The sequence below is a fragment of the Pantoea sp. YR525 genome (assembly GCF_900116775.1).
GTDB classification, from domain to species: Bacteria; Pseudomonadota; Gammaproteobacteria; order Enterobacterales; family Enterobacteriaceae; genus Pantoea; species Pantoea symbiotica.
The window spans coordinates 263,804-282,370 of sequence record NZ_FPBU01000002.1 but is presented as its reverse complement, the minus strand read 5'-3'; the positions used below and the strand labels follow the sequence as shown (position 1 = coordinate 282,370).

Annotated in this window: 20 protein-coding genes; 10 read left to right on the top strand and 10 right to left on the bottom strand. The window is 53.5% G+C overall.

Features of this window, described 5'->3' with window-relative positions:
- The first annotated feature begins 54 nt into the window (after positions 1 to 54).
- Complete coding sequence (gene kdgR, locus BM323_RS04815; RefSeq protein ID WP_008110417.1) at positions 55 to 846, top strand: DNA-binding transcriptional regulator KdgR; 792 nt, start codon at positions 55 to 57, stop codon at positions 844 to 846.
- A gap of 36 nt (positions 847 to 882) precedes the next feature.
- Here kdgR and BM323_RS04810 read toward each other — a convergent pair whose 3' ends face one another.
- Positions 883 to 1,119: a YobH family protein gene (locus BM323_RS04810; RefSeq protein ID WP_008110416.1), complete on the bottom strand. Its 237-nt coding sequence runs from the start codon at positions 1,117 to 1,119 to the stop codon at positions 883 to 885.
- 215 nt (positions 1,120 to 1,334) lie between these two features.
- On the opposite strand from BM323_RS04810, the gene BM323_RS04805 reads away from it, so the two are divergent.
- The 4 genes from BM323_RS04805 (at position 1,335) to rlmA (ending at position 3,612) form a co-directional block, all read left to right on the top strand.
- The gene (locus tag BM323_RS04805) at positions 1,335 to 1,610 is read left to right on the top strand and encodes a YebO family protein (RefSeq protein ID WP_008110415.1); all 276 of its coding nucleotides are present in this window, start codon (positions 1,335 to 1,337) and stop codon (positions 1,608 to 1,610) included.
- 686 nt (positions 1,611 to 2,296) lie between these two features.
- Positions 2,297 to 2,371, top strand: a complete 75-nt coding sequence (locus BM323_RS24235; RefSeq protein WP_110866451.1) for a DUF2627 domain-containing protein — start codon at positions 2,297 to 2,299, stop codon at positions 2,369 to 2,371.
- Between the two features lie 83 nt (positions 2,372 to 2,454).
- Entirely contained in the window at positions 2,455 to 2,664 is a 210-nt protein-coding gene (cspE, locus tag BM323_RS04795) for a transcription antiterminator/RNA stability regulator CspE (protein ID WP_008110414.1), read from the top strand.
- 141 nt (positions 2,665 to 2,805) lie between these two features.
- Positions 2,806 to 3,612 carry a 23S rRNA (guanine(745)-N(1))-methyltransferase gene (gene rlmA, locus BM323_RS04790; protein WP_008110413.1) on the top strand — a complete coding sequence of 269 codons (807 nt, stop codon included), beginning with the start codon at positions 2,806 to 2,808 and terminating at the stop codon, positions 3,610 to 3,612.
- Here the strand turns inward: rlmA and BM323_RS04785 are convergent.
- The 4 genes from BM323_RS04785 to manX form a co-directional block, all read right to left on the bottom strand.
- Complete coding sequence (locus BM323_RS04785; protein WP_008110412.1) at positions 3,609 to 4,067, bottom strand: DUF986 family protein; 459 nt, start codon at positions 4,065 to 4,067, stop codon at positions 3,609 to 3,611. The genes rlmA and BM323_RS04785 overlap by 4 nt on opposite strands.
- Positions 4,068 to 4,159: 92 nt before the next feature.
- Positions 4,160 to 5,005 carry a PTS mannose transporter subunit IID gene (locus BM323_RS04780; protein ID WP_008110411.1) on the bottom strand — a complete coding sequence of 282 codons (846 nt, stop codon included), beginning with the start codon at positions 5,003 to 5,005 and terminating at the stop codon, positions 4,160 to 4,162.
- A 14-nt stretch (positions 5,006 to 5,019) separates the two neighbouring features.
- Complete coding sequence (locus BM323_RS04775) at positions 5,020 to 5,820, bottom strand: PTS mannose/fructose/sorbose transporter subunit IIC (RefSeq protein ID WP_008110410.1); 801 nt, start codon at positions 5,818 to 5,820, stop codon at positions 5,020 to 5,022.
- 58 nt (positions 5,821 to 5,878) lie between these two features.
- A complete protein-coding gene (gene manX / locus BM323_RS04770; RefSeq protein WP_008110409.1) occupies positions 5,879 to 6,850 on the bottom strand; it encodes a PTS mannose transporter subunit IIAB in 972 nt (323 codons plus the stop codon).
- A gap of 511 nt (positions 6,851 to 7,361) precedes the next feature.
- Between manX and BM323_RS04765 the strand changes: the two genes are divergently transcribed.
- Positions 7,362 to 8,927 carry a TerC family protein gene (locus BM323_RS04765; protein ID WP_008110408.1) on the top strand — a complete coding sequence of 522 codons (1,566 nt, stop codon included), beginning with the start codon at positions 7,362 to 7,364 and terminating at the stop codon, positions 8,925 to 8,927.
- A 48-nt stretch (positions 8,928 to 8,975) separates the two neighbouring features.
- On the opposite strand, the gene BM323_RS04760 is transcribed toward BM323_RS04765, so the two are convergent.
- The 4 genes from BM323_RS04760 to pabB all read right to left on the bottom strand — a co-directional run bounded on the left by BM323_RS04760 (position 8,976) and on the right by pabB (position 14,392).
- Entirely contained in the window at positions 8,976 to 10,538 is a 1,563-nt protein-coding gene (locus BM323_RS04760) for an EAL domain-containing protein (protein WP_008110406.1), read from the bottom strand.
- 219 nt (positions 10,539 to 10,757) lie between these two features.
- Positions 10,758 to 12,122 (bottom strand): L-serine ammonia-lyase, encoded by a 1,365-nt coding sequence (locus tag BM323_RS04755; protein WP_008110404.1) that lies wholly within the window; start codon positions 12,120 to 12,122, stop codon positions 10,758 to 10,760.
- 340 nt (positions 12,123 to 12,462) lie between these two features.
- Positions 12,463 to 13,032 carry a CoA pyrophosphatase gene (locus BM323_RS04750; protein ID WP_008110402.1) on the bottom strand — a complete coding sequence of 190 codons (570 nt, stop codon included), beginning with the start codon at positions 13,030 to 13,032 and terminating at the stop codon, positions 12,463 to 12,465.
- A gap of 1 nt (position 13,033) precedes the next feature.
- On the bottom strand, positions 13,034 to 14,392 hold the full coding sequence (gene pabB / locus BM323_RS04745; RefSeq protein ID WP_008110400.1) for an aminodeoxychorismate synthase component 1: 1,359 nt from the start codon (positions 14,390 to 14,392) through the stop codon (positions 13,034 to 13,036).
- Positions 14,393 to 14,502: 110 nt separating this feature from the next.
- On the opposite strand from pabB, the gene BM323_RS04740 reads away from it, so the two are divergent.
- On the top strand, positions 14,503 to 14,700 hold the full coding sequence (locus tag BM323_RS04740) for a YoaH family protein (protein WP_008110398.1): 198 nt from the start codon (positions 14,503 to 14,505) through the stop codon (positions 14,698 to 14,700).
- Between the two features lie 14 nt (positions 14,701 to 14,714).
- Here BM323_RS04740 and BM323_RS04735 read toward each other — a convergent pair whose 3' ends face one another.
- On the bottom strand, positions 14,715 to 15,059 hold the full coding sequence (locus BM323_RS04735; protein ID WP_008110396.1) for a RidA family protein: 345 nt from the start codon (positions 15,057 to 15,059) through the stop codon (positions 14,715 to 14,717).
- Between the two features lie 124 nt (positions 15,060 to 15,183).
- Here BM323_RS04735 and BM323_RS04730 point away from each other — a divergent pair, with 124 nt between their 5' ends.
- The 3 genes from BM323_RS04730 to BM323_RS04720 are packed head-to-tail and all read left to right on the top strand — an operon-like array spanning position 15,184 to position 18,499.
- Entirely contained in the window at positions 15,184 to 17,094 is a 1,911-nt protein-coding gene (locus tag BM323_RS04730) for an ATP-dependent DNA helicase (protein WP_008110394.1), read from the top strand.
- A gap of 52 nt (positions 17,095 to 17,146) precedes the next feature.
- Entirely contained in the window at positions 17,147 to 17,845 is a 699-nt protein-coding gene (tsaB, locus tag BM323_RS04725) for a tRNA (adenosine(37)-N6)-threonylcarbamoyltransferase complex dimerization subunit type 1 TsaB (protein WP_008110392.1), read from the top strand.
- Between the two features lie 60 nt (positions 17,846 to 17,905).
- The gene (locus BM323_RS04720) at positions 17,906 to 18,499 is read left to right on the top strand and encodes a Slp family lipoprotein (RefSeq protein WP_008110390.1); all 594 of its coding nucleotides are present in this window, start codon (positions 17,906 to 17,908) and stop codon (positions 18,497 to 18,499) included.
- Positions 18,500 to 18,567: the final 68 nt, after the last annotated feature.

The following is an 18,567-nucleotide window of genomic DNA, read 5'->3' as shown; positions in this document are numbered from 1 at the left end:
ACTGGCGCTTCTGTTCCGTTTTTTTTGAAACACTGTCAAAAAAGGATACGCGCCATGGCGAGCAGCGATAACGATAAACAGCCGGACTCGGTTTCATCGGTGATGAAAGTGTTTGGCATTCTGCAGGCGCTGGGCGAAGAGCGCGATCACGGTATCACCGAATTGTCCCAACGCGTGATGATGTCGAAAAGCACCGTCTATCGCTTTCTTCAAACCATGAAATCGCTTGGTTATGTGGCGCAGGAAGGGGAAAGTGAGAAGTACTCGCTGACGCTTAAGCTGTTTGAACTCGGTGCCAAAGCGTTGCAAAACGTCGATCTGATTCGTAGCGCCGATATTGAGATGCGTGAGCTGTCGCGTCTAACCAAAGAAACCATTCACCTCGGCGCGCTGGAAGAAGACAGCATCGTCTATATCCATAAAATCGATTCACTGTATAACCTGCGTATGTATTCGCGCATCGGCCGCCGCAATCCACTGCACACCACCGCAATTGGTAAAGTGTTGCTGGCATGGCGCGATCGCACTGAAGTACAAGAGATCCTCAGCGAAGTGGAGTTCCGCCGCAGTACCGCCAAAACCATTGTCACTGCAGAAGCGCTGCTGGCGGTGCTGGATCAGGTGAAAGTGCAGGGATTTGGCGAAGATAATGAAGAGCAGGAAGAGGGCTTACGCTGTATCGCGGTGCCGGTGTTTGACCGCTTTGGCGTGGTGATTGCGGGATTGAGCATTTCGTTCCCAACCATTCGTTTTTCAGAAGAAGCCAAAAATGAGTATGTGGCGATGCTGCACCGTGCGGCGCGCAATCTGTCTGAACAAATGGGCTACCACGACTATCCGTTCTGAAATGAAAAACGGGCTGTTGCCAGCCCGTTTCGCCGCTTAGTTGTCGACTACTTCGCCACTTTTCTTCAGCAGTGGACAATCCGTTACGCCGACGATACCGCTGTCTGTGTGCAGATACTGTGCTGTAATCATGCCGCGTGCGGTCAGATAGCTGCATTGCAGTCCCAATCCCGCCGCATTCTTATTGCTGCCGGTGAGTACGCCATAGCCGGTTAGCAGCATCGCCAACCAAATTAATGCCACCAGCATAATCGTCCGAATAAGTAGTTTCATCTTTTCTCCTTGTGATACACAACGCAGCGCGTCCAACATGGCTGCGAATCTACTGTAGCAGCATGCCTCGCTTTCGCCATCGAATCGATCAGAGATAACTGAAAGAGGGTTTTGCGGGATAATCTGCTTTCCGTCGCTACCTATTATCTTTTGCCCCGGCAACGAGTAGAATCAGCGGCGGAGTAGATGTTTGATTTTTGACTACAGAGGCAGTTATGAACGAATTAGCCGCAAACACCAGCCCGCTGTTTAACTATGGCGTTCTGGCCATCATCATTCTTGTGGCCTTTATTGTCTGGTTCTTTGTTAACCGGGCTAGCGTGCGCGCCAGTGAGCAGATCCGTTTGCTGGAAGCCGTTATCGAAGAGCAAAAGAAACAGAATGCGCTACTGCGTCGTTTGGTTGACGCACAGCCATCCACAGCAAAACCACCAGCGGATGAAGACGCGGATGAAAAACGCGATTTTATTCGGATGATCCCCGAACGTTAAGGCGTTGGAAGGGGGGGAATAATCGCCGATTGGGCAACCGGCTGCGCACTGAAATGGTGCGTGGCGGGATAATGCCTTTTAGCGAATTCGCTTCCTAAATCAAGTATGAAAAGCGATGATCTCTGCCAGAAAGAATATCAACTAAGATTAATCCTAAGGAGTTTTTGTTAAATCAAGCTCATCAATGTTTTTTTTAACATTTAATTGTTGGGTAGTTAGTTAAAATTGAGATAAATGCCACCTAATGTTAATGCGTTTATATGGGGCGCATATTATTGGTTTCTCCTGATTTTGGTGCAAAGCAATTAATAACTTATACCTGAGAAAACTATTTGTACAAGATTTGAACGGCGCGCAGTTGTTGTGTGGCTGGCGAACTTTTTAGTGGAATATTTTATTGATGCCATATTAGTGCAATATTTTTGTCGTACTGTTAACCCCTTTAGAATGTACCTGTTTAGACATTACCGCTGCGCTTGACTAAGTAAGGATTAAGCGCTAACTATACTGACTGATAACCCTTTTTTGCGCACCTTACGCGTTGGGTGTCAATATGTTGATTGATGAAGTGGACCGCCAATTAACTAATTATGTGCGTCACGTCGATCACCGTTTAAAAATGGCTTGCCATTAATTTACGGATATGTGATAACAAATCGTGGGTCAAACGAGGTACAGTTCTGTTTATGTATGGCATCTTCAGTAAAGAAGTTACGAGTAAAGACGTTGACGTTGAATACCGCTTCCTTGCCGAACCTTAAATTAGTGCCTCATTCAGTAATGTCTCTGGTTTATCTGTAAGTCTGCCTGCGGGCAATATAATCATTGAAAGGAAATTTGCGAAATGGCAAAGATTAAAGGTCAGGTTAAGTGGTTCAACGAGTCTAAAGGTTTTGGTTTTATTACTCCTGCTGATGGAAGCAAAGATGTGTTCGTACACTTCTCTGCAATCCAGGGCAATGGTTTTAAAACTCTGGCCGAAGGCCAAAGCGTTGAGTTCGAAATCCAGGACGGCCAGAAAGGTCCTGCTGCGGTCAACGTTACCCCAATCTGATTTCGCCCTCAGGCTCGGTGCCATGCACCACTGAAACGAATCTTAAAGCCCCGTTCACTGAACGGGGCTTTTTCTTTTATCCTTTCTGTAGCCAGATGATCAGGGTAAACTGCGCCGCGAATTGCTAACCCGGAGTTATCTATGTCTTTGATTTGCCCACTTTGTCATCAGCCTTTATTGCAGCAGGCGAATAGCTTCCGCTGTGATGCGGGTCATCAATTTGATCAGGCCAAAGAAGGGTACGTCAATTTGCTGCCGGTGCAGCACAAAGGTTCGCGCGAACCGGGCGATAGCGCCGAGATGCTGCAGGCTCGGCGCGCCTTCCTCGATGCTGGACATTATCAGCCGTTGCGCGCGGGTGTTGCCGAAATCCTCGCGCAGCACCTGAGTGAGCAAAATGCGCAGCTGTTAGATATCGGATGCGGAGAAGGCTATTACACCGCAGCGATGGCCGACGCGTTACCACAGGCGCAACTCTTTGGTCTGGATGTTGCAAAAGCAGCGATTCGCATGGCCGCTAAACGCTATCGCGTAGTTAAATTCTGCGTGGCCTCCAGCCAGCGTTTGCCTTTTGCCGATGCTTCTCTTGATGGCGTGGTGCGCATTTATGCGCCCTGCAATGAAGAGGAGCTGAGCCGCGTGATTAAAGCGGGTGGCTATCTGCTAACGGTGACGCCGGGTCCGCATCACTTGCAGCAATTCAAGGCGCTGATTTATCGCGAAGTGCAGCTGCATGCGGCAGAAGAGAAGATGTATGCCGGTTTTAAGCAGATCGATCAGCAAAACCTAAATTACAGCATGACGTTGAGCGGAAGTGAGGCGGTGAGCTTATTACAGATGACACCATTTGCCTGGCGTGCGCGCGAAGAGGTGTGGCAGAAGCTTGCGGCATCCAGCGAGTTTACCTGTGATGCCGACTTCATGCTGACGTTGTGGCAGCGCGATTAACGCGCTTCCACCAGCGTATTGTAGATGCGTTCCAAATCATCCAGCTGTTTGACGGCAATTAGCAGGCGACGCTGCTCCAGTTGCATCACCAGAATGCCGTCTTCCGACAGGTTCATACTCTGAATGCGGGCGTAATCGATCCACACGCTGCCAAAGAACAGTCCATTCTCCTTCATCAGCAGCTTCGGGCTACGCACCCAGAACAGCCAAATCGCCATAAAGCACAGCATCATCAGCAAATTGGTGGTGAGTTGCGTGCCATGCTTATCAATGTTGTTCCACAGTAGAATCAGCAGCAGCACCACGAAAATGGCGCTATCAATCTTGTGACGACGGCGCAGAGCAACGCGCAGTTTGGTCGGGCCGTTGCGGCGCGGCAGGATCGCTTCATCATAGATGGCGAACAGAATGAAGCCTGCAATCAGCAGGGCGATCAGCGCGTCAGTCAGTGACATAAAATACTCTTCCTCAATCGAAATTACCTCAATGTGGGCGCTCAGGTAATGCCGCTCATAAATAGCCGGGAGCAGGGCTCCCGGCTGGCTGATTACAGACCGAGCAGGCCGATCCAGTAACCGAAGATACCGAGGGCGAAGAAGCCGACGATAATCCACAACGCATTCACCTTACGACGCAGCAGCCACATACAGCCAAAGGTCAGCAGTAGCGGGATCAGGCCAGGCATGAGCTGATCGAGGATCGATTGCACCGTGGTAACCGTGGTTTTACCGGTCTGGTCAGTGATGCGCGACACCACCAGCGGCACATTCACATGCGTCCACTTGTTGACCAAGGCCCCCATGACAAAGAGGCCGAGAATCGACGCGCCCTCCGTCAGTTTCTGCAGGAAGCCGCCGCCCATATCACTGACGATATCCACACCTTTACGGTAGCCGTACGCCACGCCGTAATAACGCGTTAACAGACGAACCGCGTTAAACAGGATGAAGAACAGCAATGGACCCAGCAAGCTGCCGCTCATGGCGATACCGGCACCCAGCGCAGCAAACACCGGACGCACGGTACCCCAGAAGATCGGGTCACCTACACCTGCCAGCGGCCCCATCAGACCCACTTTAATGCCGTTAATCGCCGCATCATCAATTGGCGCACCGTTGGCACGCTGCTCTTCCATCGCCATGGTAACGCCGAGTACCGGCGCCGCTACGTAAGGATGGGTGTTGAAGAACTCGAGGTGACGTTTAATTGCCTGTTTACGTTCATCGTTGTTTTCTGGATAGAGGCGACGAATCACCGGCACCATTGAGTAGCAAAAACCCAGCGCCTGCATACGTTCAAAGTTCCACGAACCCTGAAACAGGTTAGAGCGCAGGAACACACCACGGACATCGCCGGGGGTGAGTTTCTTTGGAGTGTTAGTTGTATCAACCATGATTTCACCTGTTCCTAGTCGAGTTCGTTATCGAGGTCATTGTTTGCAGGACCGGCATTGGCAGCACCTGCAACGCGGTTATATTTCGGTGCCAGCTGGATATACAGCACCGCCATCACCACGCCAATCACGCCAAGCGCAACCAGGTTGAAGTTGGTGAAGGCTGCAGTAACGAAGCCAAGGTAGAAGAACGGCATCAGGTAGCCCGCACGCATCATGTTGATGACCATCGCGTAACCGACTACCACGATCATGCCGCCGGCGATATTCAGGCCGTTGGTGACCACTTCTGGAATCGAGTTCAGCAGTTCCTGAACCACGTGAGTACCCACAGAAATCGCCACGATCAAGGCTGGGATCGCGATACGCATCGCCTGCAATACCAGCGCAGAAACGTGGATCCAGCTGATCGCATTAAGGTTACCTTTCTCAGCTGCCTTATCTGCTGCGTGCTGGAAGGCGACAGTGATGGTACGCACGATGATGGTCAGAACCTGACCCGCTGCGGCCAGTGGAATCGCCAGCGCGATACCGGCACCGACGCTTTGGCCACCGGCGATAACCAAAATGGTTGAGATAATAGAAGCCAGCGCCGCATCTGGTGCAACGGCCGCACCGATGTTCATCCAGCCCAGTGCAATCATCTCCAGCGTACCGCCGATGATGATACCGGTTTTCATATCACCGAGGACCGCACCAATTAAGGTACAAGCCACCAGCGGACGGTGGAACTGGAACTCATCAAGAATCGATCCCATCCCGGCAATACAGGCCACAATAAATATCAAAATGATTTGTAGCGTGGTTATCTCCATTGCATTTCTCCTCTGCAAGGTCTCTAAAATTCGCCCACATATGCAGGCAAAGGGCGAACTACGGATTGACCTTGGCGATCAGGTCCATCATTTTCAGTCGCTGATCGCTGGACACTTTACGTACTTCCAGTTCGATACCGCGTTCATTAAGTTTGCGGAACGCCGTGATATCTTTTTCATCCACCGATACCGCGTTGTTCACCTGCGTTTTGCCCTGACGGAACGCCATGCCACCAATATTGACCGACTTAATGTCCACGCCTTGCTCAACAATCCTCACTACATCCGTGGGATTGGTGAACAGCAGCATCACTTTATCCTGGCCATATTTCGGGTTGTTCCACACGCGAACCATCTTGTCGACATCCACCACATGCGCGGTGACGCCTGGAGGAGCAACCTGTGTCAGCAGGGTTTTGCGCACATGATCGTTGGCCACTTCATCAGACACTACGATGATGCGACTAACGTTGGTCTCTTTGGTCCAGCGCGTGGCCACTTGCCCGTGAATCAAGCGGTCATCAATACGCGCCAGGCCGATCTTCATGTGATCGCCCGGAGCCATCGGTTTCTGCGGCTGAGCAGGCGCTTTCGCTGCAACCGGAGCCGGTGCAGCTGCGGCTTGCGCAGGCGTTTCAGTCTTGAGGGCTTTAACGCCTTCACGACCGGCTTCTACCGCGATGTGAATCAGTTCTTCCAGCGATGGATTGTCATCACGTCCCATCAGGGTTTCCACCAGCATCGGAATGTTGACGCCGGCGATGACATCATAGCCATCCTTATCTACCACAATGCGGCTGGCCGCATTAAATGGACTGCCACCCCAGGTATCGACCAGGAACAACACGCCCTTTGACGTGTCGAGATCTGCCAGCCGTGCCTGATACTTTTCGATTAGCGTTTCTGCATTTTCGCCGGGAACGAAATCAATCCATCCGACATTTTCCTGCTCACCCAACAGCATTTCTGCTGTTTTAAGCAACTGTTCTGCCGCCCAGCCATGTGTACCAATTACAATAGCAATGGTCACTTGCTACCTCCGTTCGCGTGAGAGATTCTCTGGCATTGCCGGGAATCATTGAAAATTACCGTTAGTGTTTCAGGTGGATCGTTAGTGATGTGATAGAGAAAGAGCATCAATAAATAAAACGAAACAATCCGCTGCACAGCGATAAGGTCGCGATTTATTTTAGTGATCGAAAAAATAAATTATGTGATGTTTGTCAGCTATTTCGAGCGTAACGGCGCTAATGTGCACTTTTGTTCGTTATTCATGCGTTCACGTAGATATTTGTAAATGTAATAAATTTTTTTGACGTCGTTGATGTAACTGATACATTAGCGTTCTGTTTTTTATTCAGGAGTACCGGGCTTCAGCTCACCTTTATGGACCGTCACCGACGTCGCTCAACATGTTCTCAGCGCTTTTCCGCGCCTGCTTCCACGCTCTTCAGCGTTATCACCACCTGTAACGATCTCTCGTCTCGCCCTCTGGTGCAGATGCAATTTCGTGCGCCTTCACGTTCGGTAAGGAGTCATTGATGGAATTTCTCTTCGACCCCTCAATTTGGGCGGGTTTGCTTACGCTGATCGTGCTGGAAATCGTTCTTGGTATTGATAACCTGGTGTTTATCGCCATCCTCGCGGATAAATTGCCGCCGAAGCAGCGCGATAAAGCCCGACTGATTGGTTTGTCGCTCGCCCTGATTATGCGTCTTGGCTTGCTGTCACTGATCTCCTGGATCGTGACGCTGACGCGACCCCTATTCAGCGTAGGCGATTTCAGCTTTTCCGGACGAGATTTAATTCTGTTGTTCGGTGGTTTGTTCCTGTTATTCAAGGGAACCATGGAACTGCATGAGCGGCTCGAGAACCGCGGACTCGAACATCAGGGCAATAAGAGCTACGCCAGTTTCTGGGCGGTGGTGATTCAGATCGTAGTGCTGGATGCGGTGTTCTCACTTGATGCGGTGATTACTGCGGTCGGTATGGTGAACCATCTGCCGGTGATGATGACTGCGGTGGTAATCGCTATGGGCGTGATGCTGCTGGCCTCGAAACCGCTGACGAATTTTGTTAACGCACACCCAACGGTGGTGGTGCTGTGTCTGAGCTTCCTGCTGATGATTGGTCTGTCGCTGGTGGCCGAAGGCTTTGGTTTCCACATTCCTAAAGGTTACCTGTACGCGGCGATTGGCTTCTCGATCATCATCGAGCTGTTCAACCAGATTGCGCGCCGTAACTTTATTAAGCATCAGGAACATCGGCCGATGCGTGAACGCACCGCCGAAGCGATTCTCCGTCTGATGGGCGGACGCCAGCGTAAGCAAGCGACGACCACCGAAGAAACCTCGTTGACCGAAGCGATGCCGCAGGAAGCGTTTAAAGACGAAGAGCGCTACATGATTAACGGCGTATTGACGTTATCGCAGCGCTCAATTCGCAGCATCATGACGCCGCGCGGCAACATTTCGTGGGTAGATGTTTCGCGCCCGCTGGATGAAATCCGCATTCAGCTGCTGGATACGCCACACAGCTTGTTCCCGGTGTGTCGCGGTGAGCTGGATGAAATCATCGGCGTGGTGCGTGCCAAAGAGCTGCTGGTGGCGCTGGAACACGGTATGGATGTGGCAACCTTTGCCGCTAATACCCCGGCGATTGTGGTACCGGAAACGCTGGACCCAATCAATCTGCTGGGCGTGTTGCGTCGTGCCAAAGGTAGCTTCGTGATTGTTACCAACGAATTTGGTGTGGTGCAGGGCCTGATCACGCCGCTGGACGTGTTGGAAGCGATTGCCGGTGAGTTCCCGGATGAAGATGAAACGCCAGACATCATTGCCGATGGCGACGGTTGGTTAGTGAAGGGTGGTACCGATCTGCACTCGCTGCAACAGTTGCTGGATCATCACGAGTTAGTGAAGGCTGATGAAGATCACGCCTCGTTAGCTGGTTTGTTGATCGCGCAGAAAGGCCAGTTGCCACTGCCGGGCGAAGTGATTGATTTACCGCCGCTGCATTTCCAGGTGATTGAGGCGACCGATTACCGTATTGACCTGGTGCGCGTGACCAAAGATAAGCCATTCGATCATGAAGAACACGCCGAGTAAGTAATCTGATTGATGCGAATAAAAACGGCCACATAAGTGGCCGTTTTTTTATGCGCTTAACTGCGCCTGATGCTGCTCCAGCCACTGCGGGAAATCTTCAATCGGCATGGGACGCGCGTAGAAATAGCCTTGCAGATGGTCGACACCGCGCTCACGCAGATAGTGCGCCTGCTCGGCGGTTTCCACACCTTCCGCCACCAGCGAAATATTCAGACGCTGTGCCAGCGAAATCACCATATCGGTCACGGTCGCGTTAATCGCGTCGGTGCCAATGGCGGCAGTGAAAATTTTGTCGATTTTAAGTACGTCCGGCTTGAGGTCTTTCAAATAAGCCAGCGAACTGTGGCCGGTACCGAAATCATCAATCGCCAGACGCACACCAATCTCATGCAGCTGCGACACCACCGATTGATCGATAATCGGCAAGGCATCACGCTCTGTCAGCTCGACCACCAGTTTTGGAATCGGATTGGCGGGCCACCAGATATTCTGCAGGTCTTCCACAATGGCGCGGTCGCGGAAATGGCTGGCGGCAACGTTGATGGCAATATGGAACGACGGACATTGCGGCAGGTTGGGCAACTCATCCACCACTTTCGCCAGCACGAAGCGGGTTAACGGCGCGATCAGGTTTTGCCGCTCGGCGAGCGGAATAAACACGTCCGGCGCAATCCAGCCCTGACGCTGATTATGCCAACGCAGCAGCAGCTCCATGCCGTCACACTCGCCGCTTTTGGCGTTAATCAACGGCTGGCAATAGACCATAAATTCGTTGGCGGTGATGCCATAACTGATCTGCCAGCTAAGGCTCATGCGGTTAGCGGTCGCCAGCCAGACGATATAACCCATCAGCAGGCTCAGCATCAGCGCCAGCGGCAGCTGTGAAGGTAGCGTGTTGAGCGCCAGCCGGGCGGGAGAAGGGCCATACAAGGTGATGCTGAACGGATAACGCAGCGACGCCTGATCGTAAGCCACTTCATCTTCAGAAGGCTCGGTTTGTTCAATCAGCGGATTGCCGTATTCAAGGCTCTGACCACCGACGTTGAAGATGGCGCGCTCCACCCACGGCAACTGCGGCTCCAGCAGATAGTTAGTCATCAACTCAATATTAATGACTTGCAGCAGCCCTTCACGGTTATCCAGTGATTTTGGCGTCCACAGCAGCAGCACCGGTGATCCTTTCAGCAGATCATTATCGGTGGCTAACATCATGCGCTGATTATTGATGGCTAATTCAGGATAGGTTTGGCTGAAGGAGAGACTTTGCGGGCCGAAAATGCTTGAGCAGTAGAGCGTGTCGTCCTGCACCAGCAAAACGGTGCGCACGGTTTGCAGCGCGGCAATTTTCTCAATCAGCGGATAACGCACCTGCGAGCAAGGTACGCCAACCAGGCCGAGCGTGTTGTTGGCGGAAACATCCAGCGGCGAGAACATACGATCAAAGCGTTCAATCGCGCGGGTGGCGAAATTCAGCGACTGCTGCTCAATGCGCGATTTCTCTTCGATATAGCGAAAAGTCAGCGTCAGGACCAGAACCAGCGAGGCGATCACTAACGCGATAAGCAGTCGCTTACGGCGAAATTGACCCACAAATTGCTGGGGAATGAGCATCAGTAACCACCTTGCAAAACAAAGATTGAAGCCAAATTAACGTGTAGGTTATCGGCATTGAGGCGGCCAGGTTTAGCGCGGCTGAATAAAAAAAACGGCACCAAAAAAAGCGCGGCCACAAAGGGCCGCGCTCAAAATCAATGTATCTGGTTTACTCAGTTGGAGGTAGCAACAGATGAAGAAAAATAGTCAACTGTTGCTTTAATCATCAGCGAAGCGTTAGTCGCACTGGACCTTTATTGCTAATCCGCCGCGCGAGGTTTCACGGTATTTGGCGTTCATGTCCTTACCGGTTTCGTACATGGTCTCAATCACTTTATCCAGCGATACGCGCGGTTCACTGGTGCGACGCAGTGCCATGCGTGCGGAGTTGATGGCTTTCACGGAAGCGATGGCGTTACGCTCAATGCACGGCACCTGAACCTGGCCGGCGACTGGATCGCAGGTTAATCCCAGATTGTGTTCCATACCGATTTCCGCCGCGACGCACACTTGCTCCGGGCTACCGCCGAGCAGTTCCGCCAGACCGGCGGCCGCCATGGAACAGGCCACGCCAACTTCGCCCTGACAACCCACTTCGGCACCTGAAATCGAGGCGTTCATTTTATACAGCACGCCAATGGCGCCAGAGGCGAGGAAGTAGCGGATAAAGATATCGGGCGTAACGGGTTCGATAAAGTGATTGTAATAGGCCAGCACCGCCGGCACGATGCCGCAGGCACCGTTGGTGGGTGCTGTCACCACACGACCACCGGCCGCATTCTCTTCATTGACCGCCAGCGCGAACATGTTCACCCAGTCGATGACATCCATCGGATCTTTCGAATGCTTAGAAGATGAAACCAGCAGACGGCGTAAGGAAGCTGCGCGACGTGGTACGCGCAGTGGGCCCGGTAGCACGCCTTCGGTATTGAGACCGCGATCGATACAGGCCTGCATGGTTTGCCACACATGACCAAAATAGGCGTGAATCTCGTCGCGAGTATGCAGCGCCAGTTCGTTTTTCATCACCAAACCAGACAGCGACAGGCCGCTTTCGCGACAATGGCTGAGCAGCTCTTTAGCAGAGTGGAACGGCCACGGCACAGAAACTTCGTCCAGCACTGGCTGGCCGAAATGCTCTTCATCAACGATGAAACCGCCGCCGATGGAATAGTAGGTTTTGCTCAGAATTAATAGATCGCCAGCGAAAGCGAACACTGTCATGCCATTCTCATGCAGCGAAAGGTTTTCGCTGCGGAACACCATGCCGCCTTCACGGGGGAAATCCACTTCGCGCGCGCCCTTGGCTAACAGCAGACGTTCGCGCTGCTCCACATCTTTGATGAACGCGGGAATGCCGTCGATATCCACGGTGGCCGGTTCGAAACCCGCCAGGCCCATGATAATCGCGATATCGGTGTGGTGACCTTTGCCAGTGAGCGAAAGTGAACCGTAGACGTCGACCGCCACGCGCGTCACGTCCTGCAATTTGCCTTGTTCGGCCAGCAGATCAACAAACTGCTTGCCCGCTTTCATCGGGCCGACGGTATGTGAACTGGATGGGCCGATGCCCACTTTAAACATGTCAAAAACACTAATCACCGGTGACACTCCTCACAAATCTTATTCTGTACGGCAGAAGCCGTTTATGCGGCTAATAGTAATCGCCCATGTCGGATAACGAGAAGCTTTTCGCATGAAATAAACTAATTATAAACCACAGAAATAGTTATCCGTTTCTACAGTTGTGAAGCGGATCGGTTTTTCTGGCGAAAGGCTCACGAAGTGGCGGATTTAGGGCAAATTGCTGGTTAGTTAAGCATTAATATGCATCTGTATGCAGGTGCGCATTAATGCGCACCCTACGAAAAACGCGTCAATCCACTGTAGGGTCGCCATTTATGGTGACCGAAAGGCGCTTAACTGAGGAGCATTAGAGGATTTACGGCAGGGCGATTTGTTGACCGAGCGCACGAATAATCCCGGCGGTCATGCCCCAGATAAAGTAATCCTCATACCATGACAACCAAACCTGATGTTGGCGATGACCGCGGCGTAAGGTGAGATCGCTGTAACGGCTCAAACGTAGTGCTTCCGCCAGCGGCATGGCAAAGGCGCTTTCCACTTCGTCCGGATTGAGCTGCAAAGCCAAATCAGCTGGAATAATGCCCACTACCGGCGTCACGGCGAAACCCGTGCTGCTGGTTACCGCCGGCAGCACGCCGATGACCTGCACTTGATCCGGCTGGATACCCACTTCCTCCTGCGCTTCACGCAGCGCCGTGTGGATCAACGACGCGTCAGTGGCATCCTGCATGCCGCCGGGAAACGCCACTTGCCCCGCGTGTTTACGCAGATGTGATGAGCGACGTGTGAGCAGCAAGCCAGGTTCCGCGCCGTCAATAACCGGTACCAGCACCGCCGCACATCGTCCGCTGATAGCGCTTTTTGGCACGTGCAAAGGCGGTTGCAGGACAAAGCGGCTGAGGAACTGCTCAAGGGTTAAATTCATCTCAGTTCTCATCACGCAGGCTGGGCAGAATACGATTCACCTTGTGAAAGGTTTCCTGATATTCGGCGTTCAGGTCGCTATCCGCCACTAATCCGCCACCGGCAGAGCAATAAAGCTGTTGGTTTTCCGCAATCAGCGTGCGAATGGTGATGCTGGTATCCATGCGGCCACACAGGCTGATATAGCCGATACTGCCACACCACGCGTTGCGACGATGCGGTTCTAACTCTTCGATAATCTCCATTGCGCGGATCTTCGGTGCGCCGGTAATCGAACCTCCAGGGAAACAGGCGCGCAGCAGATCGGTAGCGCTTAGCGTTTCAGGCAAACGTGCACGCACGGTGCTAACCAGATGATGTACTGCCGGGAAAGGCTCAACCACGAACAGTTCCGGCACGCTAACGCTGCCGGGCACGGCCACGCGGCCAATATCATTGCGCAGCAGATCGACAATCATCAGATTCTCAGCGCGATCTTTCTCTGAGTTAGCGAGTTTCTCTGCCTGCAAACGATCGGCTTCGGCATCAGCAAGACGCGGCAAGGTGCCTTTAATAGGACGCGTTTCAATCTCCTGCTGCTGTAAAGAGAGAAAACGCTCAGGCGATAAACTCAGCAGCGCGCTGTTTGGCAAACGCAGGAAGGAGCTGAACGGCGCGCGATTCGCCTGCGTGAGACGCAAAAATGCCTGCCACTCATCGCCGCGATAGCCCGCCTGAAAGCGCTGCGCCAGATTCACCTGATAGCAATCACCGGCCTGAATATAAGCCTGCACCGCGTGGAACCGCTGCGCATAGGCGTCAAAACTGAGATTCGATTGCCATTGGCTGGTCAAGGAGAAGGGCTCGGCTGGCGGTGCGACCTGTGCTTGCAGCCATTGCCAGCGCTGTTCGGCATCGTTGAGCGAAATCAGCGTCAGTTTTTGCAGATGGTGATCGGCGATCAGCGCCCAGTCATAAATGCCCACCGCCATATCCGGCGTGGTGAGATCCTGCTGCGCACGCTGCGGCAGAGTTTCAAAGCGCCGTCCCAAATCGTAACCGAAAAGACCCAATGCGCCGCCCTGAAAGGGTAAATCGGCATCAAAAGCGGGCTTAACACCCAGCGCGTCACATTGCTGTTGCACCAGCAGCAGTGGATCTGCGGCGGAGTGAATCACTTCATCACCACAGGTAATTTCGGTGCTGGCGCCGCGCGTGGTCAGTGTGGCGAGCGGGTCGGCGGTGAGGATATCAAAGCGGTTATCCGCGTGATCGGCCTGGCCGGAGGTCAGCAACATCGCCCAGCATTGGTGGGCCAGCGGAGCAAAAAGGTGTAACAGCGTTTCGGGCGTATACTTCAGAACGAGGCTTTTTACCATCATGGGACAAATCACTTCAGCAAGCAGGTGGCTAGCCTGACATATTTTTTTGTTGCTGGCACCCGTTTGTTCCACGTGGTAATAATGCGTCCCCCATGCACCAGGAGTGAATTATGTTTACAGGTCTTCCAGCGTTATCCCACGAGCAACAGCAGCAAGCGGTTGAACGCATCCAGGAATTAATGGCGGGCGGTATGTCGAGCGGACAGGCGATTGCGCAAGTGGCGCAGGAAATTCGTCAAACCTATAAAGGTGAAGCGATTCGGGCGATGTTCGAAGACGACGAGGATGAAGAAGACGACAACGAATAACGCCCGAACGATTTTTACAGCGCGGCGATGATTTTAATTTCGACTTTATACTTCGGGTTCATCAAACCGGCCTGCACGGTGCAACGCACCGGCGCATTGCCCGGTGAAACCCATGCATCCCAGGCGCGATTCATCGCCGTGAAATCGCTTTTCTCCACCAGAAAAATGGTGGCGTCGAGGATCTTGCTCTTATCCGATCCCACGCGCGTCAGAATGGCGTCAATCACTGCCAACGCATTGGCAGTTTGCGCTTCCGCATCTTCATCCAGATTTTCCGGTACGCTGGTGTAATAGACGGTTTGGTTATGCACCACGGCTTCAGACATGCGGTGCTCTGGATCAATACGCGTAATGGTCATGCTGTTCTCCTTTAATTTTGCTGCGCTAGCCTGCCATATCCCAGGGGCGGATGTCATCTGTTGTGGTTGCCTGCCGGGAATCCTGACATAATTACAGTGGTTTTTATTTTTGATGTGAGGAAGTGTGGCAGACGATTTTGCAGCTGACGGCGCCCTGGCGCAGGCAATACCGGGCTTTAAACCGCGTGAAGCACAGCGCCAAATGGCCAAAGCGGTCACCGAGGCGGTAAAAAAAGGCGGCGAGCTGGTGGTGGAAGCGGGCACCGGAACCGGTAAAACCTATGCCTATCTGGCGCCGGCATTGCGGGCGAAGAAAAAAGTCATTGTCTCCACTGGCTCCAAAGCATTGCAGGATCAGCTCTATAACCGCGATCTGCCCACCATCGCGCGTGCCCTGAAGTTCAGCGGCAAAACCGCGCTGCTGAAAGGACGCTCCAACTATTTATGCCTCGAACGTCTTGAGCAGCAGAATCAAACCGGCGGTGATCTCAGCGTACAGGCGCTGGGCGATTTGATCAGCGTGCGCGGCTGGTCGTCAGAAACTACCGATGGCGACGTCAGCAACTGCAACGGCGTGGCCGAAGACAGTCCGATCTGGCCCTTCGTCACCAGCACCAACGATAACTGCCTCGGCAGCGATTGCCCGCTGTATAAAGATTGCTTCGTGGTCAAAGCGCGTAAAAAAGCCATGGACGCCGATGTGGTGGTGGTGAACCATCATCTGTTTCTCGCCGATTTGGTGGTGAAAGAGGGCGGCTTTGGCGAACTGATCCCGGAAGCCGATGTGATGATCTTCGATGAAGCGCATCAGTTGCCCGATATCGCCAGCCAGTATTTCGGTCAGCAGCTGTCTAGCCGCCAACTGCAGGACCTCGCCAAAGACATCATCATTGCCTATCGCACCGAAGTGCGGGATGTGCAGCAGCTTCAGAAATCTGCTGATCGCCTGGCTCAATGCGCGCAGGATTTCCGTTTGACGCTCGGCGAACCGGGCTTTCGCGGCAATCTGCGCGATCTGCTGAGCGACAACAACATCATGCGCATGTTTACCTTGCTGGATGATGCGCTCGAACTCTGTTACGACGTGATCAAACTGTCGCTCGGGCGCTCCGCGCTGCTGGACGCCGCCTTTGAGCGCGCGGCGCTGTATCGCACGCGCCTGAAACGTCTGCGCGCCATTGATGAGCCGGGCTTCAGCTATTGGTATGAGTGCAACAGCCGCCATTTCACGCTGGCACTGACGCCGTTATCGGTGGCGGAACGTTTTCGGGAAGTGATGGATAACCGCAAAGCGGCGTGGATTTTCACGTCTGCCACGCTGGCGGTAAATGAGCAGATGAGCCATTTCTCCAGCCGCCTTGGCGTGGATAACGCCACCACCATGATTCTCGACAGCCCGTTCGATTACACCCAGCAAGCGCTGCTGTGCGTGCCGCGTAATATGCCGGAACCCAATCATCCCGGCGGCGCTCGCCAGCTGGCGCGCATGATGAAGCCGCTGATTGATGCCAACAAAGGCCGCTGCTTCTTCTTATGCACCTCGCACAAAATGATGCGCGAGTTAGCCATCGAGTTTCGCGCTTCGATGACGTTGCCGGTGCTGCTGCAGGGCGAAACCAGTAAAGGACAGTTGCTGAAGCAGTTTCTCGAAGCTGGTAACGCGCTATTGGTCGCGACCAGCAGCTTCTGGGAAGGTGTCGACGTGCGCGGCGATGCGCTGTCGCTGGTGATCATCGACAAGCTGCCGTTTACCTCGCCGGAAGATCCGCTGCTCAAAGCACGCATGGAAGATTGTCGACTGCGTGGCGGCGATCCTTTTAATGATGTGCAACTGCCCGATGCGGTGATCACCCTGAAACAGGGCGTGGGGCGTTTGATTCGTGATACGGAAGATCGCGGTGTGCTGGTGATTTGCGATCAGCGCCTGGTTTCACGCCCTTACGGCGGCCTGTTCCTCAACAGTTTGCCGCCCACGCCGCGCACCCGCGATATTGCGCGCGCCATCGAATTTGTCCGTCAGCCTGCGGATCACTAATTTGTGCCAGGCTGTGATAAGATGCGCGCCATTTTGACTCTCTGAGGTTGTTATGTCCGCCCGAATTTTAGCCCTGGACACGGCGACAGAAGCCTGTTCTGCCGCGCTGCAAAATCTGCAGCAGATTGATGCCCGCTTTGAAATCGCCCCGCGCGATCACACCCAACGTATTCTGCCGCTGGTGCAGGAGCTGTTGCAGGCGCAGCAGCTGGATCTGACCGCGCTTGACGTGCTGGCGTTTGGCCGGGGTCCGGGCAGTTTTACCGGCGTGCGTATCGGCATTGGTATTGCTCAGGGGCTGGCACTTGGCGCGAATCTGCCGATGATCGGCGTCTCCTCATTAGCGACCATGGCGCAGGGCGCGTGGCGTTTGACCGGCGCGACGCGCGTGCTGGCGGCGATTGACGCGCGCATGGGCGAACTCTATTGGGCTGAATATCAGCGCGACGAAAACGGTGAATGGCTGGGTGCGGAAACCGAAGCGGTGATCAAACCGGAAGTGGCGCAGGAACGCATCGCGGCATTAGGCGGCGAATGGACTGCCGTTGGCACCGGCTGGCAAGCCTATCCGCATCTGTTGACCTCACCAGGCGCTCAGCTTATTGCTTCAGACGTGTTATTACCTGCCGCCGAAGATATGCTGCCGCTGGCGCTCAGCGCCTGGCAGCGTGACGAAGCGGTCGCGGTGGAGAATGCCGAGCCGGTTTATCTGCGCAATGAAGTGGCATGGAAAAAGTTGCCCGGCCGCTAAGTCGCGCGCAACTTATCTTCGCGAGCTCAGTCTAATCAGAGAAATAACAGGAGAAGTGCTATGCCAATAAGTCGTAAAGGGATGTCTGGCGCTCTGTTAGCCTGCGCAATGCTGCTCAGCGGCTGTGTTTCGGTGCCAGATTCAATTAAAGGAAGTTCTGAGCTTCCACAGCAAGATTTACTGCGCGTGATGAACGCGCCGCAACTGTTTGTCGGCCAGGAAGCACGCTTCGGCGGGAAAGTGGTGAAGGTTACCAATCTTAACGGCTTAACCCGCGTAGAGATTGCGACCCAACCGCTGGATGAGAGCGCGCGTCCGCGTTTAGGTGCCGCCTCGGTTGGCCGCATCTTTGCCGACATCCGCGGCTTTGTCGATCCGGTCGATTTGAACAACCAATACATCACGGTGCTGGGCAACATCAAAGGCATTGAGAAAGGGGATATTGGTAAGGCCAGCTACAACTTTGTAGTAATCGATGTGCGCGGTTATCAGCGCTGGCATCTGACGCAACAGGTGATGACGCCGCCGCAGCCGATTGATCCGTATATCTGGTATGGCCCAACGCGCCATCGTGCGGGATATTGGGGACCCAATCCGTATTGGGGCATGAACCTTGGCCAGCCGGCGCAGGTGCAAACAATACTTACCGAGTAAGTTTTTATTATGTTATTTACGGCCCGGTCGCGGTGCTTGCGAACGGGCCTTTTTATTGGGCGCGCAAC

Excerpts from the sequence above, each read along its gene's own strand:
- kdgR (WP_008110417.1), top strand. The coding sequence starts at position 55 with ATGGCGAGCAGCGATAACGATAAACAGCCGGACTCGGTTTCATCGGTG.
- BM323_RS04810 (WP_008110416.1), bottom strand. The coding sequence starts at position 1,119 with ATGAAACTACTTATTCGGACGATTATGCTGGTGGCATTAATTTGGTTG.
- BM323_RS04805 (WP_008110415.1), top strand. The coding sequence starts at position 1,335 with ATGAACGAATTAGCCGCAAACACCAGCCCGCTGTTTAACTATGGCGTT.
- cspE (WP_008110414.1), top strand. The coding sequence starts at position 2,455 with ATGGCAAAGATTAAAGGTCAGGTTAAGTGGTTCAACGAGTCTAAAGGT.
- rlmA (WP_008110413.1), top strand. The coding sequence starts at position 2,806 with ATGTCTTTGATTTGCCCACTTTGTCATCAGCCTTTATTGCAGCAGGCG.
- BM323_RS04785 (WP_008110412.1), bottom strand. The coding sequence starts at position 4,067 with ATGTCACTGACTGACGCGCTGATCGCCCTGCTGATTGCAGGCTTCATT.
- BM323_RS04780 (WP_008110411.1), bottom strand. The coding sequence starts at position 5,005 with ATGGTTGATACAACTAACACTCCAAAGAAACTCACCCCCGGCGATGTC.
- BM323_RS04775 (WP_008110410.1), bottom strand. The coding sequence starts at position 5,820 with ATGGAGATAACCACGCTACAAATCATTTTGATATTTATTGTGGCCTGT.
- BM323_RS04765 (WP_008110408.1), top strand. The coding sequence starts at position 7,362 with ATGGAATTTCTCTTCGACCCCTCAATTTGGGCGGGTTTGCTTACGCTG.
- BM323_RS04760 (WP_008110406.1), bottom strand. The coding sequence starts at position 10,538 with ATGCTCATTCCCCAGCAATTTGTGGGTCAATTTCGCCGTAAGCGACTG.
- BM323_RS04750 (WP_008110402.1), bottom strand. The coding sequence starts at position 13,032 with ATGAATTTAACCCTTGAGCAGTTCCTCAGCCGCTTTGTCCTGCAACCG.
- pabB (WP_008110400.1), bottom strand. The coding sequence starts at position 14,392 with ATGATGGTAAAAAGCCTCGTTCTGAAGTATACGCCCGAAACGCTGTTA.
- BM323_RS04740 (WP_008110398.1), top strand. The coding sequence starts at position 14,503 with ATGTTTACAGGTCTTCCAGCGTTATCCCACGAGCAACAGCAGCAAGCG.
- BM323_RS04735 (WP_008110396.1), bottom strand. The coding sequence starts at position 15,059 with ATGACCATTACGCGTATTGATCCAGAGCACCGCATGTCTGAAGCCGTG.
- tsaB (WP_008110392.1), top strand. The coding sequence starts at position 17,147 with ATGTCCGCCCGAATTTTAGCCCTGGACACGGCGACAGAAGCCTGTTCT.
- BM323_RS04720 (WP_008110390.1), top strand. The coding sequence starts at position 17,906 with ATGCCAATAAGTCGTAAAGGGATGTCTGGCGCTCTGTTAGCCTGCGCA.